The sequence below is a fragment of the Singulisphaera rosea genome (assembly GCF_054877945.1).
The window spans coordinates 198,347-214,041 of the sequence record NZ_JBTYIP020000009.1 but is presented as its reverse complement, the minus strand read 5'-3'; the positions used below and the strand labels follow the sequence as shown (position 1 = coordinate 214,041).

The following is a 15,695-nucleotide window of genomic DNA, read 5'->3' as shown; positions in this document are numbered from 1 at the left end:
GTCACCTGCCATAGAAACCCGTTTTTAAGAAAAAACAGGTTTCGGAAGAGAGCCGGAGCCGGCCCCGTTCTTGAGACCCACGAGGAACTGTCGATGAGCCAGCCTTCGTTCCCGTTCGAGGTGTCGCGTCGGGAGATGCTCCGCAGGGTCGGGACCGGCCTGGGGACCCTGGGCTTGGCGGCCGTGCTCTCCGACGCCGGCCGACTCTCGTCCTCGGGGGCCACGGCGACGCCCCCGGGCCTCGCCCTCGACCCGCTAGGCTCTCGGGCCGGCCATTTCCCCGCACGGGCCAAGCGGGTCATCCACCTGTTCATGAACGGGGGGCCTTCCCAGGTCGACACCTTCGACCCCAAGCCCGCCCTGACCAAATACGATGGCCAGCGCCCGCCGGGCGCGAACCTCAAGACCGAGCGCAAGACCGGCGGGCTCCTGAAGTCCCCTTTCCGCTTCGACAGGCATGGGGAGTCGGGCCTGGAGATCAGCTCGCTGTATCCCTACCTGGCCGATTGCGCCGACGACCTCTGCGTGATCCGGTCGATGCACACGAACATCCCCAACCACGAGCCCTCGCTGCTGATGATGAACAGCGGCGAGACCCAGCCGACCCGGCCGAGCATGGGCTCCTGGCTGCTCTACGGGCTCGGGACCGAGAACCAGAACCTGCCCGGTTTCATGGTCCTCTGCCCGGGCAAGCCCGTCGTCGGCCCCCAGCTCTGGAGCAATAGCTTCCTGCCGGGGATCTACCAGGGGACACATATCAACAATTCCTCGATGGATCCCAAGCGGGTGATCGAGCACATCAACAACACCTACCAGACCCGGAAGTCCCAGCGCGAGCAGATGGACCTCCTCAAGCGGCTGAACGAGCGGCACCTCGATCGCCGCGGAGGCCACGACAACCCGCTCGAGGCGCGAATCGCCTCGCTCGAGATGGCCTACCGGATGCAGACCGAGGCCCAGGAGGTGTTCGACCTCGGCCGGGAGAGTGCGGCCACCCGTGAGATGTACGGGCAAGGCCCGTTCGCCGACGCCTGCCTCACGGCCAGGCGTCTGGTCGAGCGCGGGGTGCGCATGGTCCAGGTCTACACCGGGGCCGGGCAGCCCTGGGACGACCACGACGACATCGCCAAGCACGCCGACAAGGCCCGCGAGACCGACCAGCCGGTCGCCGCGCTTCTCAAGGATTTGAAGGCCCGAGGGCTGCTCGAAGACACCCTGGTCCTCTGGGGGGGCGAGTTCGGCCGGACCCCGGTCTCGGAAGGGTCGAAGGGGCGAGACCACAACAACCACGGCTTCTCCGTCTGGCTCGCCGGCGGAGGCGTCAAGGGGGGCATGGCCTACGGGGCGACCGACGAGTTCGGCTTCGCCGCCGTCGAGAACAAGGTCCACGTCCACGACCTCCACGCCACGATCCTCCACCTCATGGGCATCGACCACGAACGCTTGACGTACCACTACTCCGGTCGGGACTTTCGCCTGACCGACGTCCACGGTAATGTCGTCAACGAAATCCTTGCCTGATCGCCCGCATTTCGTGGGGTGGGCATCGCCCACCGAACCTTAGAAAGACCGGTGGGCCGTGCCCATCCTATGAAATGCTGCGCCGATTTCGGCGTGTGAGGCGATTCGTTCTCATTGACGTAGATTTCTCGACGAGGCATCTCGATGTCGCACCGGCGTCAAGCTGGCGAGCCCGGTTCCCGCGTCTCTTGGCCGATCGTGTTGACGATCACCCTCTCAGCATTCTCCATCGCCCCGGCGCGGGGACAGACGCCGCCGCCGAGGAAGGGTGAGCCGCTGAGTCCGGCGGAGTCGTTCAAGCGGTTCCAGGTCCCGGACGATCTCAAATATGAAGAGATCCTGGCCGAGCCCGAGATCGCCCAGCCGGTCTTCCTCAACTTCGACGAACGCGGGCGGATGTGGGTCGTCGAGTATCGCCAGTACCCGGAACCGGCCGGGCTGACGATGCTCAGCCGCGACAACGTCTGGAGAATCGTTTACGACAAGATCCCGGCCGCACCCCCGAACCATGACCGCGGCCGAGACCGGATCACGATCCACGAAGACACCAACGGCGACGGCTCCTTCGACAAGCACTCGACCTTCCTCGACGGCCTCAACATCGCCACCGCCTGCGTCAAGGGTCGCGGGGGCGTGTGGGTGCTCAACGCACCCTATCTCCTGTTCTACCCCGACCGCAACAACGACGACGTGCCCGACGGCGACCCCGAGGTCCACCTCGAAGGGTTCGGGTTGGAAGACACCCACTCGGTCGTCAACAGCATCGTCTGGGGCCCCGACGGCTGGCTCTACGCCGCGCAGGGGAGCACGGTCTCCGGCCGGGTGAAGCGGCCCAAGACCGACCAGGCTCCCGTGCATTCGCTCGGCCAGCTCATCTGGCGGTACCACCCCGAGTCGCGCCGATACGAGGTCTTTGCCGAAGGAGGGGGCAACGCCTTCGGGGTCGAGATCGACGCCAAGGGGCGGATCTTCTCCGGGCACAACGGCGGAGACACCCGAGGCTTCCACTACGTGCAGGGAGGCTACTCCCGCAAGGGATTCGACAAGCACGGGCCCCTCTCCAACCCCTATGCGTTCGGCTATTTCTCGGCGATGGCGCACCACAATGTGCCCCGTTTCACCCACACGTTCCTCATCTACGACGGCGGGGCGCTGCCGGAGAAATACAACGGCAAGCTCTTCGGCGTCGCGCCCCTTCTGAGCCACGTCGTCCTGAGCGACGTCCTGCCCGACAGTTCCTCCTTCCAGACCCGTGATATCGGCCATCCGGTGACCACGAGCGACTCCTGGTTCCGCCCCGTCGACATCAAGGTCGGGCCGGATGGGGCCATCTACGTCGCCGACTGGTACGACGGGCAGACGAACCATTACCGCAATCACGAGGGGCAGATCGACCGTACCAACGGGCGGATCTATCGGCTCGAGGCGAAGGACGCGAAGCCGATCGCGCCTTTCAACCTTGCGGACAAGTCCACGCAGGAGCTGATCGGGCTGCTCAAGCATCGGAATATCTGGTTCCGTCGCATGGCCCTCCGGCTGCTCGGCGACCGCAAGGACGCGAAGGCCATCCCCGAGCTCGCCCGGCTCGCCCGCGAAGGGCAAGGGCAGGACGCGCTCGAGGCCCTCTGGGGGCTGAACCTGAGCGGTGGGCTCGACGAGGCCAACGCGCTGGGCCTCCTCGGCCACGCCGACCCTTTCGTCCGGCTCTGGACCGTCCGCCTGCTTTGCGACGCATCCTCGGTGACGTCCGCCGTCGCGACGCGCCTGGGGGAGTTGGCGAAGTCGGAGCCGGCCGTTGCGGTGCGGAGCCAACTCGCGAGCTCGGCAAGGCGCCTGCCCGCCGGGCCCTCGCTGGCGATCGTCCGCAACCTGCTCGTTCGCGACGAGGACGCCCGAGACATCCACATCCCGCTCTTGCTCTGGTGGGCGATCGAGGCCAAGTCCGACGCGGATCGGGCGGCCGTCCTCGCGCTCTTCCACGACTCGACGCTCTGGTCCCACCCGATCGTCAAGCAGGTCATCCTCGAGCGGATCATGCGCCGTTATGCCTCCGGCGGCGGTCGTAAAGATTTGTTGACGTGTGCCGATCTCCTCAAGATGGCACCCGACCAGGAGTCGATCAAGGCCTTGATGACCGGCTTCGAGGCGGCTCTGGCGGGGCGGTCGCTCGCCAACCTGCCGGACGAGCTGGCCGAAGCCCTGGGCCGCTACCAGGGAGGATCGATCATCCTGGGCCTCCGCCAGGGACGGACCGAGGCCGTCGACGCGGCCCTGAAGCTCCTGGCCGACGAGCGAGGCGACAAGGGGAAGCAGCTCCAGTACCTCCAGATCCTCGGCGAGGTCGACCAGCCCCGTAGCGTCCCGACGCTCCTGAAGCTGGCCTCGCGCTCCTCCGACGGTGCCCTCCAGGGGGCGGCCCTGGTCGCTCTCCAGCGCTACCCGAACCCCGAGATCAGCAAGGCGATCCTCGACGCGCTCCCGACCATGACCGACGACGTCCGCGGCGATGCACTCGGGATGCTCGCGAGTCGCTCAGCCTGGGCGAAGCCTCTCCTCGAGGCGGTCGACGCGGGCAAGGTCGATCCCCATTCGATCCCCGCCGAGACCGTCCAGCGCCTCCTCCGCCATCGCGACGACCGGATCCAGGCCCTCGTCAAGGCGCACTGGGGCGACGTCCGTCCCGCGACCCCGGCCGAGCTTCAGCGCGAGATCGATCAGTTCGCCTCCCGCGTCCGCTCGGGCCCCGGCGACCCTCGGGCCGGAGAACGTCTGTTTGCCCAGAAGTGCCTGAGCTGCCACACCCTGTTCGCCCAGGGGGGAAAGGTCGGGCCGGATCTCACCACCTATCGACGCGACGACCTCGACACGATGCTCCTGAACGTCGTCAATCCGAGCGCCGAGATCCGCGAAGGCTACGGCACCTACCTCGTCGCCACCGCCGACGGCCGCGCGCTCGTCGGCGTGTTGATGGACCAGGACCCCCAGGTCGTCGTCCTCCGAGGCGCCGATGGTCGAGACGCCGCCATCCGCCGATCCGACATCGACGAGATGACGGCCTCCAAGTCCTCGATCATGCCCGAAGGACTCCTCAAGGACCTCTCCGACAAGCAGGTCCGGGATCTCTTCGCCTATCTCCGCTCGACACAGCCGCCGAAGTGACGGTTGCGTTCCAACGACCTGGTCCGAGTTCCCTCCGCCGTAAATGAGCCGAGGACTCGTCGTCGGCAAGACGACGAGTCCTTGAGTGCTGTCCGGACGTTCGAGGGCCGACTTGCGGTCACGCTTGCTCGGATTGTCAAAACGCTTTTTCCGGGGGGGTAATCTCCGGATGGGTCGACTCGAACTCCTTGAGCTCCTGGAGGACACCTTCGACCGAGCTGATGATCAGGAGCCCCTCCCGGACGCAGTAGGCGAGGCCGACCTGCTTGAGGATCAGCCGGAGGCTCGTCTTCAGCGGCACGCCCTCGAGCTCGAACAGGATGGGCGAGGTCGTCTCCACTCCGGCCTCCTTCAAGCCCACGGGGTCGACGTAGATCGGGATGCCCGTGTCCTTCGGGCCCTGGGTCGCCGCCTTGATGTACTTGAGGACATCGTCGAGCGGCGTCTCTTTTGAGAAGACCAACGAGAGTGGTTGATTGAGCGCCTTGAGGATCTCCTGGGTCTTCGGGGTCTTGTCCGCGTCCTCGACCTTGGGTGAGAGCTCGGCGATCCTCATGCTGATCTGATTGTTGATCTGTCTCCTCTGGGAATTGGCGTCCCAGCCCATCCTTGCCATCATCATCCCGCCCATCATGCTCCTCGGGGAACCTCCCATCATCATCCCACCCCCTGCGGCGGGCCGATTGTCGTCCTTGGCCTGGACGACCTGCCTTTCGCCCTGGATGGCGGCATTCGGCACGACGCCCTCGTCATGCCTTGCGGACTTGACGGTCGTTGACGGGAGAGAGCCACCCTTCACTTCGGCGAGGATCAGCTCGGCCTGGCTCCGGCGAAACTGCCAGTCGAGCCGAGTGTCGGCGCGGCCGGGATTCCCCTGCTTGGCAAGGTCCTTCTCGAGCGAGGTGACGATGCCTTCCCAGTGTTTGAGTCGCTCGAGATGCTCGGAGGCCGCCGCGATGCGCTCCTCGGGGGTGCTGGCGAGAGTGTTCTGCGCTTGCATCAACCGAAGCGACCATTGATCGATCTTCTCGGGGTCGGGGTGGACCTGTTCCGACCGGAAAGCACGAAGGGCCTCGCGGGCCATCTCGATCTGGGATTGGGCGACCTTGCGACTCTCGGAAGTCGTGGATCGGGGCATGACCGCTTGGAGGAATACCGGCGTGTTGGCGGTAGCCTCGGAGGCGGTGGGGCGGCCGTTGGTCGTTGGCTCGCTACCTTGCACTTTCGGGGTCGAGGACGACGGTGCCCCGGCTTCCAGTTTGGGCTGATCGTCCCGCTTCTGGGGATCGGCGAGCACCGCGGCTCCCGTAATGACGGTGCCTACGAAGGCCGCGGGGACGGCGAGCAGCTTGAGCTTGGAGAGTGACATGGCGTGCAGGGTTCCTTGGTAAAGGGTGGCGACGGGGAGTGAGATCAGGGCGATGGACGTTGCACGGCCGGCCGCGAGGGCGAGTGCCGCGCGTGTGGTTGCCTCGACCAGCAGCGGGGAGACGGCGGCCGAAGCCTCCTGGCCTAGCAGGGCGACGACTCCTGCCGAGGGGAGCGCGAGCCCTCGGCGCGACAGGCGGGTCCGCAAGAGGTCCCTCGCCCTGGCCAGTCGTCCTTTTACCGTGCCGAGGGGGCAGCCGAGCTGCTCGGCCGCCTCCTCGTGGGTCAAGCCCTCCAGGTAGCAGAGGACGATCGGCGCACGGTACTTGGCGGGGAGCCTCGAGACTTCTTCGTGGAGCCAGGGGTAAGGCTCGGGGGCGGCCGGTCCTGCGTCGGCGAGGGCCTCGACGCCTCGCCCGACGGACCTGATCCGGATCGAGGCCGTCCGCGCCCGGCTGGCGACGCGAAGGGCGACGCCGTAAAGCCAGTTCCCGAGGAGGTCGCGTCGGTGGAGTGAGTTCGCCTTCCGCACCAGGACGAGGAACGTGGCCTGGAAGGCGTCGTCGACGTCGTTCGGGTCGTCGAGCCAACGGCGGCAGACCCCGAGCACCATCGGCCCATGCCGGGCGACGAGGGCCCCGAAGGCCGCCTCGTCCTTTCGGCGGAGGAACCGGTCGAGCAACTCGTCCTCGTCCATCCCGACGATGCTGCCGACGGTGAAGAGCCGCTCGATGTGGCGGACCGCCGGGCCAAACTGTCCGTTCGCCATGAGTTGACCTCCCTCAACGTTGACCTGTCCTCCTATACTGCGGTCACCGGTGGTTTTGGATACGCCCCTTTCCCGGAATTTCTCCCGGCCAGACGCCGGGCTTCGAGGGAGGCGGTCGGTCGCGAGGGGAGGGGAGGGCGCATGGGCCAGGCGGGTTCGGGGCGAGATCGGGGCCGAGGGGCCCTCCGTGGGGTGATCGAACTCCCGGAGCTGCTCGGCGAGCGCCGATTCCGGGCCTCGATCGGGCGGGGAAAGAAGGGCCAGGCGGCCAACCTCGGCCTCTACCCGACCCGTTGGCTGGCCGCGTTCGCCTACAACATCGCCACGGAGGCGTTGTCGGGGGGCCGAGGCGTCGGGCACGAGATCCCCGAGTCCGAGCAGCCGACCGCCGAGGAGGTCCGGGAGATCACCGCCAAGGTCCGCCGCCGCCTCGGCTTGGCCGGGGCTCCACCAAAACCTGGTTACCATCCCCCGTCGGCCGACCAGGTCCGGACCCTGTTCGAGGTCACCGTCGTCGGCTTCTGGCGGCGGCAGGCAGGGGAGCACGGCGGTAACCCCGGACAGGCGCTCGACCTCGCCGCCGCGAGGCTCGTCGAGGCGGCCGAGATCCTCTTCTGGCGCGGGGTGCCCGAGGGCTATTCGCCCCTCGCGGTCATGGAGAGTCTCCTCGGACTCCGGCTCGACCGGGCGTTTCGACGGGCCGACCTGACCCGGGCCGTCCTCGACGATGACAGCGACGACGCATTCCGCCTCGCCCGTTGGCTCGTCTGCCCCGACGACCTGCCCGGGGGCGGAGGGTTCCGCGAGGCGGTTGGTCGGCTCTATGGGGAGATCCTGGGCGCCGCCGCGGGGAAGTCCGCGGCGCCGGGATGGGCGACGATCCTCGGGCTCGAGCCCCCCTTCAATACCAAGCAGGTCCGATCCGCCTACCGCACCCTGTCCAAGGCGACCCACCCCGACATCGGCGGGAGCCATTCGGAGTTCGTCCGCCTCCGCAAAGCCTACGAAGAGGCCCGGCACTACTGCGAGGCGAACGGGCTTTGAACCGATCGGACGGCAGCCTCGACGTCCCGGCCTGTTTGATCAGGACGCCTCGAGCTCGTGGCCGAGGGTGAGGATGGCCCTCGACCAGAGCTTGCGTACGGCGTTGGCGGAACGCCCCATCCGCTCGGCGATCTCGTCGATCGGGATGTGCTCGAGGTTGCGCAGGACGAACACTTCGCGATAGTCTTGCGGCAGTCGTGCCAGCGCGTCGGCGAGGATGACGGCCTGCTCCCGGCGGACGGCGTGGCCGCTCGGCGTCGACGTGGAGACGGCCAAGGCGCGGTGGATGACCAGGCTGGAGTGGTCGAGGATCACCTCGAGGGACTCCTCGCGACGATGGTCACGCCCCCGCGCCCGGTGATGCTTGACCTGGTCGGCGAGGCTCCTGACGAGGATCTGCCGGAGCCAGGCGACGAGCTCCGGCTCGCCTCCTCCGTGAAACTGGGTGAACTCGCGGTGCGCCTTCAGATACGTCTCTTGCACGAGGTCGGATGCTTCCACCTTCGCCCGCAAAGCGCCGCCGATGAGAGATCGCGCCAGAAAACGCAGATAATTGCGATAGAGGTCCAGGAGGTGGCCCCGGGCGATCTGGTCGCCGGTGCGGGCCCGTTCCAGGAGGATTTCGGGAGTCGTGTCCGTCTCAGTCATTGGGAGGCGAACCTGTTTCCTCGGGGGGGGTGGCCTCGCGAGCGCCGCCCCTCGTGAGAACCGTTCGTCGGCTGCTGTTTAAGCTCCCCGGAATCGGGCCGACTGTCAAGATTCTCGGCACGGACCGGGCGAAAATCGACACTCCTCGTCGAACTCCACCGAGCACTCACCGCGGGAGATCTTCACTACGAAGGCACGACGGGGGGATTCCGACGGAGTGCGAATCCTCTCGAGCTTCCCAACGTGATTTCCTTGTGTTGTGGTGCCTTTGTGAAGAAATCACCAACGCGTCGATCGGACAAGAACCGGTGGCCTTCACCAAAGAGCTCAGAGAATCCCGGAGTGTTGGAGGCCGCACGAATACATCGTGCGAAAGGATCGCCGAATCGGTGTCGTTCGACGACGTGATGGATGCAGTGACAGTTGGATCGCTGTCCTTCATGGGGAGCAGCAAGCTTATTCCCGAGCTTGAAAAATCGGCGTCAAACTGATGTTTTTCGGATTCGAATTCTTGGGATTTCGACAAAAAATAATTGGAATTGCGTCCGGTCGAAGACTCTAATGCTGTCTATGAAGATAGAGGGTCTGGTCGACATTTGGGGGTTGTGGCGTTTGGGCGGACAATCTGGATTCTTAGGGTCGTAGGACCAGGGACCCCACCAACGCGCCCCTCAGACGATGTCGTCGCGATCATACCCGCCAGGGGTTCGGAGGCTGCTGCGCCGAGCGACACGAGACGTTCCTAGCGTCCGTCTCCGCCCGACCGCGGTCGTCTTTGCCCGTGGTCAACGTTTTCTCACCTGAATCACAGCCGGGGACAATCACCGATGACGACGAAACTACGGCAGCGCCGCGCGCACCGCTTGATGGCCTTCGATCGACTTGAGGATCGCGTGGTCTTGAGCGCGGCGGGGGCCAACATCCACGCCCACTCGGCGATCTCCGCGCGAGCCGGGGGCTTTCAGCAGGGCTTCGTGTCCGCCGCGCCGGGTGCGACGCTGAACCTCGCCGGGCAGTACAACACGACGCCCGGCAGCACCACGGCGGTGATGTTCGTCGACCGCGCCGGGCATCGTTTCTACGAGACGCCGACGGCCGTCACGTCGACCTCGGTTCAGGTCGCGGCCCCCTTGTATCTTCAGGCGAATCACGTCTTTGCGACCACGGGCTGGGAGCGGGTCTCGGTCGTGCAGATCGTGGGCGGGAAGATGACGACGACCAAGGCTATCGGCCACCTCCAGATCACCGCGCCGGCCGCCACCGGGAAGTCCGCGGGCACGATCGCCAACCAGGCCCTGGCGCAGCTCGCCTCGGACCTCAAGACCGCACTTTACAACTACCAGTCGCTGCAGGGCACGTTCTCGTCGAACTACTCCTATGGCGCGTTCCCGACCGACCTGGTCAACCAGATCCAGACGGCCCAGGCCGAGGTGGCCGGGCTGCAACAGCTCGTCGGTCGCTTCACCTCGGGCAAGGTCACTCAGGTTGGCCTGGGGACCTATCGTGGCCTCAACAACACCATGAACCAGGCCTCGCTCACCCTCCTCGACCAGCTCCTGGCCGGGACCGCCCAGGGCGCGAAGGCGGGGACGGGTGTGCTGAATAGCAGCGGCTCGCTCCTCTCCAGCCTCATCGGCGGTGCGTTGAACAACGTCGAGATGCTCACGAAGAACTTCACCAAGATCGGCGGCGCGAAGGTCGTCGGGGCCTCGAACGTGACGAGCGTGGTCAACATGGCCGCCTCGATCGCTTCGCTCGAGTCGTTCGCCAGCTACCAGACGTATGTCTCGGGCCAGCTCGTCAAGAGCGTGACCACACCCTCCACCGCGCTCGACGACAAGAGGGGGATCGCCGAGGCGACCACCCAGTTCGTCATGAGCGCCCCGCTGATCCAGCAGAACATCGCCCTCGTCGGGCCGCTGCAAGCAACTCCCGACGCCCAGATCCTCAAGAACACCGTGGCCCAGACCTCGGCCTCAACCACGATGGCCCCCGGCTTCAACTCCCAGGTCGCGGACCAGGCGATGGTGGTCGACAGCCTGATCGGGCTCGCCAAGCTGCAAACGTCGACGACGGCGAGCCCCTTGAGCTACTCGGGAATCATCCCCGAGGATCCGGCCGCCACCGGACCCCCCGTGGCTCGTCTCAGCACCAAGGTCGTGTTCCTCACCGTGATGCAAGGGAGCAGCAATAATTACTACAATGGCAACTTCAGCATCACGAACTCGGGCGGCGGCTCGCTGAATGTGAGCGTCACCGGCCCCACGAAACTGGGCCTGACGGGATCGCAGAACTCCGATAATTCCAGCGTGAACATCTACCTCAACCCCGATACCTCGAGCCTCCCGGTCGGCACCTACTCCTACGCCCCGATCACCGTCACCTCGACGAACGGGACGTCGTCCTCGCAGACGGTCCAGGTCTACGTCAACGTCATCGGTGCCCCGACCAACAGCCCCCAGGCCCTCCCCAAGGCGATCGACTACTCCTCCGGCAGCAGCAGCAACTCGCCTAACACGTCGTTCCAGTACAACAGTGGATCGGCCTACCAGCTCCAGTCGTCGTACTCCGGGACGTACCAGGACCTCATCACCCTCAACGCCGGCACGGCCGAGGCGACCAACACCTACTACAACGGCACGATCAAGCTCCAGGTGAGCACGGTCGTCACCGACACGACGGGCTCCCACGTCCTCGGGACGCTCACCCTCACCAACTTCGCGGGCAAGACGATCTCGCGGTCCTACGTCGGGACCTACTCCGGCCAGAGCCTGACCATTACTTCGAATCTCGATCTCAGCCTCGGCGACATCGATCCCAACACCGGCTTGCCCATTAAAAATGCGACGTTCAGCTTGACGTTCCAACTCGGTACCATCGGCACTCAGCCCGGTTCGTTGCCGGCGCTGTCGGGCTACCAGATGTCGATCTCCGATGGTCAGGGCAACAACGACTACAATAACGGGTTCGCGACTTTCAATAGCTCGACGAACTACAATTCGCCGGTCTATGCATTCCTGACGAAGGACTGATCGGGCGAGATCTTCCCTCATTCTTCGGGTGTGGAACGCCGATCGTTCAAGACTCAACCGACCCCGCCTCGCGGAGCCCAAGGCTACGCGAGGCGGGGTCGTTGCTTGTGACAGGATCCATGCGTTCAATCAGGAGAAGGGAGCCGGAACCCACCCTGTGACTTCCAAAGCCTTGGCATCGGGACCTGAAAAATCAGCCGAAGGCGATCCGCACATGGCGAAGCTTGGCACAGATGGAATTAAAAACCTTCACCGGTTCATCTGTGCGTGTCCGCGTCATCTGCGGAGAAACCGGCTTTCACCCCTATGCCTTCCATCCGAGGCTGTTTTCGCCCGAGGTCGGGTCGTTGATTACTTCGAGGCGGTCGATGAAAGGGCGTCGGCTACGGCTTCTTTGATGCCGGTCCCATCGAGGTCTCTGGCGACGACTCGGCCGTCGGGGCCGATGAGCCAGATGGAGGGGATGCCCGTGACGCCGAAATCCTCAGGGACCTTGGATTTGGCCCAGGGGCCGAGGTAGCCTTGGGTCCAGCCCAGGGCGTTCTTCTCGACGTACTCCTTGGGTCTATCGCGGGACTCGTCGAGGCTCAGCCCAATCATCGCGAAGCGGTCGTCCTTGCCGAATTCCTCGAAGGCGGCCTTCAGGTGCGGGGTTTGTTTCAGACAGGGGCCGCACCAGGTCGCCCAGAAGTCGAGGAGGACGAATCGGCCTCGGTAGTCGGCCAGGCTCAAGAGCGTCCCGTCGAGCGTCTCGACCTGGAACGTGGGGGCGACTTCCGAGACCTTGATGACCTTTTGCGGTTTCGAGGGGACCAACTCGATGGTCCCGAGATCGAACGGGTCGTCGCTCCGGCCGCCGGGTCGCGTCGGGATGTCGAATTCGCGTCTGGCCGCGCCGAGGTTGTTATTGTTGAAGCCCAATCCATTGGGGTTGGACGGAGGGGCCTCGAGACTGAGGATCAGGGTGTACGACCCGGGTTCGACGTCCTCGGTGCGGAACGTCCCGTCGGGCTCGATCTTCGCGGTGTAACTTCGCGTCGCGAGGAGGCCCAGCCTCTGGGACAGGGATGGCTTGGTCATGATCGAGCCGAGGCCGAAGGACCAATCCACCGGCGCATTCCGATCCGCGGGCATGACGACCCTTCCGATCAAGGGGCGGCCGACGCCGCCGATGGCGACCCGGGTCGTCTGGTTCGCCCGGATCTGGACCGGCGTGCTGTGGCTATACCCTGTTCGCATGCGGCCCAGCGGGATCGACCTCGCCACCGAGCCTTTACCGGGGAGGGCTCGCTCGAAGACGAAGCGGCCCGAGGCGTCGGTCGTCGCCCTGCCGCTGAAGAAGGGGATCGCCTGGGTGCTGTCCCCTTGGCGTTCGTAAAGCAGGTGGATGTCCTGGGCCGCGCCTGGTTTCGAGCCGATGCGCAAGGTCCCTTCAACCCGTCCCCAGGGCTCGACGGTCATCGGCGGAGTCGTTGAGCCGGCCTTCTCGACGCGGAGCTCGGCAAATCCTCGATCGTGGAGCGCGAGGAGCGTGTAGGGCGGCTCTTCCGTCGGGAGCATGAAGTGACCGTCGTGGCCCGACTTCACGACGCGATGATCGTTGTTTGGCTGGGTGTGACCGTTGGTGAGGAAGGCTGGTTGCGACGTCCCGATCTGGAGGATCTCGGCTCCGGCCAGAGGTGACCCGTCCGGGAGCTGGACGATTCCCGAGACCCCCGACTCCTTCCGCAGGGTGAAGTTAATCTCCACCCGCTCCTCACGGTCCAGGAACCGGCGCGAGACCTCCGGCCGATACCCTTCGGCCTCGACGCGGAGTCGGCGCCCCGACGAGGCCGATTCCGTGAACTTGATTTCATACTTTCCCGAAACCTGGGCCCGATCGTGGCCGCGGTCCCAGTACGTGGGGGCGCCGTTGCGCCCTTCCGAACCGGGGATGATCCTGAACGACTCGATTGGCCGACCGGTCTCGGCATCGACGACCGTACCGCGGGCGCTGGGGATCCGGTGGAGGGTAAACGACTTCTCGTTTTCCTTCGGACCAACCTCCTGACTCCTTGCCGGAAGAAACCCTTCCGTCATGACGTCGAGCCAGATCGCGTCATCCGGGGCGTGCTCCCACACGAACCGGCCATCGGCGCCGGATTCGATTCGGAAGTCGGATGCACGCTCACCGCGCCAACCATCGAGGTAGATCGTGACGTGGCCGATCGGCTTGCCCTTGTCGTCCTGGACGAGTCCGCGGATTGTCCGTCCCGAGCTGAGCCGGATCTCGCTCGAGGGTATTCCCTTCGCGACTTTCACCCTGCGCAGGTCGGGTGCGTATCCGTCGACCCGCGTCGTCATCAGGAGTTCGCCCGGGGGGACACCCTCGAGTTGGAAGAGCCCGCCAGCGTCCGACGTGGCCAGGGGGAGGATGTTATCCCCGAAGCGATCCGGGTGTCGCAGCGTAATCGAGGCTCCCTTGATGGGTTTGCCGGCGTTGTCGACCACACGTCCGGGGATCGAAAGCCCCTTCGGGAGGACCAGGATGCCGTCTCGTCCGATGGCTTCCTCGGGGGTATTTCCCGATTTTTCCACCATCTGGAAGCCCGCACGGGTGAATCGGAGCGAGATCGACGAGAACCTGCGGAAGCCGATCGCCGAGGGCATGACGTCGTTCTGCCAATGCCCCTGGTCGTCGGTCTTGACGGAGTGTTCGACGTCGAATTGTTCGCGATTTCGGGCGGCGAGCGACGAGTTCCAGAAGGTCGGCGTGACCTCGACCCCAGAAACCGGCTTCCCATCCTCGTCCCGGACGATCCCGGAGATCGGGGCGATGGGCACCATCGCCAGGTCGTACGACAAGGGGAAAGGATCCTCGAACGCCGGGTGGATCACCGAGAGGATGACGGGGGCGTAGCCGTCCTTGCTCGCTCGCACGCCCAGCATCTTCGGCAATGGCGAGGGGAGTTTGAGCGAGAAATGCCCCTGGGCGTCGGAGGTGGCGGTCGAAGTCTCCTTGCCGCCGATCCGGACCTTGAGCTCGACACCGGGAAGGGGTGCCTTGGTCTTGATGTCGCCGAGATTCAGGGTGACGGTGTCCCCTTCTCGCGCGGGTTTGAGGACGACTTTCGGTGGCGGCGGATTCTCGGCGTCGGCCGCGAGAGCGAGAGCGAGAGCGGGGGGTGGTGCGGCTTGATCTTTGGGGGACGGTTGGGCGACGAGGGTTGTCATGCCCGTGGCCAGCACGGCGACGCCGCCCGCCAGGGCGGTGCCCCAGCCAAGGGCCTTCGCGACGAACATTCCGCGGAGGACTCCCTCGGCCAACCCGACGACCCGTGCCGAGTGAGGCGAGGCCCCCTTGGCGACCGCCAGGGCCGCCGAGACGAGTGCCGGTGGGACCGAGGCGACTGTGGTTTCGGGCGAGAGGGCCGCGCCGATCGTCAAGGCCGTCGGGGCCATCCCTCGCCGGGTCAGGCGGTCTCGGAGCTTGATGCGGGCTCGGTCGAGGCGGCCCCGGAGTGAGCCCGTCGTCCAATGGAGCATCCGGGCCGCGGCCTCGTGCGAGAGGCCTTCGAGGTAGCAGAGCACGACAGGGCGCTGATATTTCTCGGGCAGCCTCCCGATCTCCTCGTCGAGGACCCGACGCAGATCGTCGGATATTTCGGGGGTTGTGGGTGCGACCGGTTCGACCGTCGAGCCACCCGTCTCGCGACGTCCGCGGCGAGCGGAGTCGGCCCGGGTACGCGCGGCGACCCGCACCGCGACCGCGTGGAGCCAGGGGCCCACCCGATCGGCCTCGCCAAAGTGGACCGCCCGGCGCACGAGCACCAGGAACGTGGCCTGGAAGGCATCGTCGACGTCGTTCGGGTCCCGGAGCATCCGTCGGCAGGTCCCCAGGACCATCGGCCCGTGCCTCGCGACGAGCGCCTCGAACGCCAGGTCATCCCCACGCTCCACGAACTGGCGGAGGAGTTGGGCCTCCGACATGCCCGAGACCGAACCCTGATTGAAGACCCGGTCGATCTCCTGGAGGGCTGTGCCGAACGATCCACTTGCCATTTCGGTTGCTCCCTTGACGGTGCCCCGGTCACTCCTCTCCATCAATGCGGCCCGGGAGATGACCTCCACGGTATTTCTCGAATTCTTACGGCGGCGACGGGTTCGAGTCCTGA

At 65.7% G+C, this 15,695-nt stretch carries 7 protein-coding genes; 4 read left to right on the top strand and 3 right to left on the bottom strand.

Annotated features, from left to right (window positions below; all coding sequences use genetic code 11):
- Positions 1 to 93: 93 nt before the first annotated feature.
- Both ACYOEI_RS17600 and ACYOEI_RS17595 read left to right on the top strand, forming a co-directional pair.
- A complete protein-coding gene (locus ACYOEI_RS17600; RefSeq protein WP_462850845.1) occupies positions 94 to 1,521 on the top strand; it encodes a DUF1501 domain-containing protein in 1,428 nt (475 codons plus the stop codon).
- Positions 1,522 to 1,665: 144 nt separating this feature from the next.
- Positions 1,666 to 4,680 carry a PVC-type heme-binding CxxCH protein gene (locus ACYOEI_RS17595; RefSeq protein ID WP_462850844.1) on the top strand — a complete coding sequence of 1,005 codons (3,015 nt, stop codon included), beginning with the start codon at positions 1,666 to 1,668 and terminating at the stop codon, positions 4,678 to 4,680.
- Positions 4,681 to 4,816: 136 nt separating this feature from the next.
- On the opposite strand, the gene ACYOEI_RS17590 is transcribed toward ACYOEI_RS17595, so the two are convergent.
- Positions 4,817 to 6,817: an RNA polymerase sigma factor gene (locus ACYOEI_RS17590; protein WP_462850843.1), complete on the bottom strand. Its 2,001-nt coding sequence runs from the start codon at positions 6,815 to 6,817 to the stop codon at positions 4,817 to 4,819.
- A gap of 141 nt (positions 6,818 to 6,958) precedes the next feature.
- Between ACYOEI_RS17590 and ACYOEI_RS17585 the strand changes: the two genes are divergently transcribed.
- Positions 6,959 to 7,861, top strand: a complete 903-nt coding sequence (locus tag ACYOEI_RS17585; RefSeq protein WP_462850842.1) for a J domain-containing protein — start codon at positions 6,959 to 6,961, stop codon at positions 7,859 to 7,861.
- A gap of 39 nt (positions 7,862 to 7,900) precedes the next feature.
- Here the strand turns inward: ACYOEI_RS17585 and ACYOEI_RS17580 are convergent, their stop codons facing one another.
- Entirely contained in the window at positions 7,901 to 8,509 is a 609-nt protein-coding gene (locus ACYOEI_RS17580; RefSeq protein ID WP_462850841.1) for a sigma-70 family RNA polymerase sigma factor, read from the bottom strand.
- 827 nt (positions 8,510 to 9,336) lie between these two features.
- Between ACYOEI_RS17580 and ACYOEI_RS17575 the strand changes: the two genes are divergently transcribed.
- Positions 9,337 to 11,541 (top strand): hypothetical protein, encoded by a 2,205-nt coding sequence (locus tag ACYOEI_RS17575; RefSeq protein WP_462850840.1) that lies wholly within the window; start codon positions 9,337 to 9,339, stop codon positions 11,539 to 11,541.
- Between the two features lie 351 nt (positions 11,542 to 11,892).
- Here the strand turns inward: ACYOEI_RS17575 and ACYOEI_RS17570 are convergent, their stop codons facing one another.
- Complete coding sequence (locus ACYOEI_RS17570) at positions 11,893 to 15,582, bottom strand: sigma-70 family RNA polymerase sigma factor (protein ID WP_462850839.1); 3,690 nt, start codon at positions 15,580 to 15,582, stop codon at positions 11,893 to 11,895.
- Between the last annotated feature and the right edge of the window lie 113 nt (positions 15,583 to 15,695).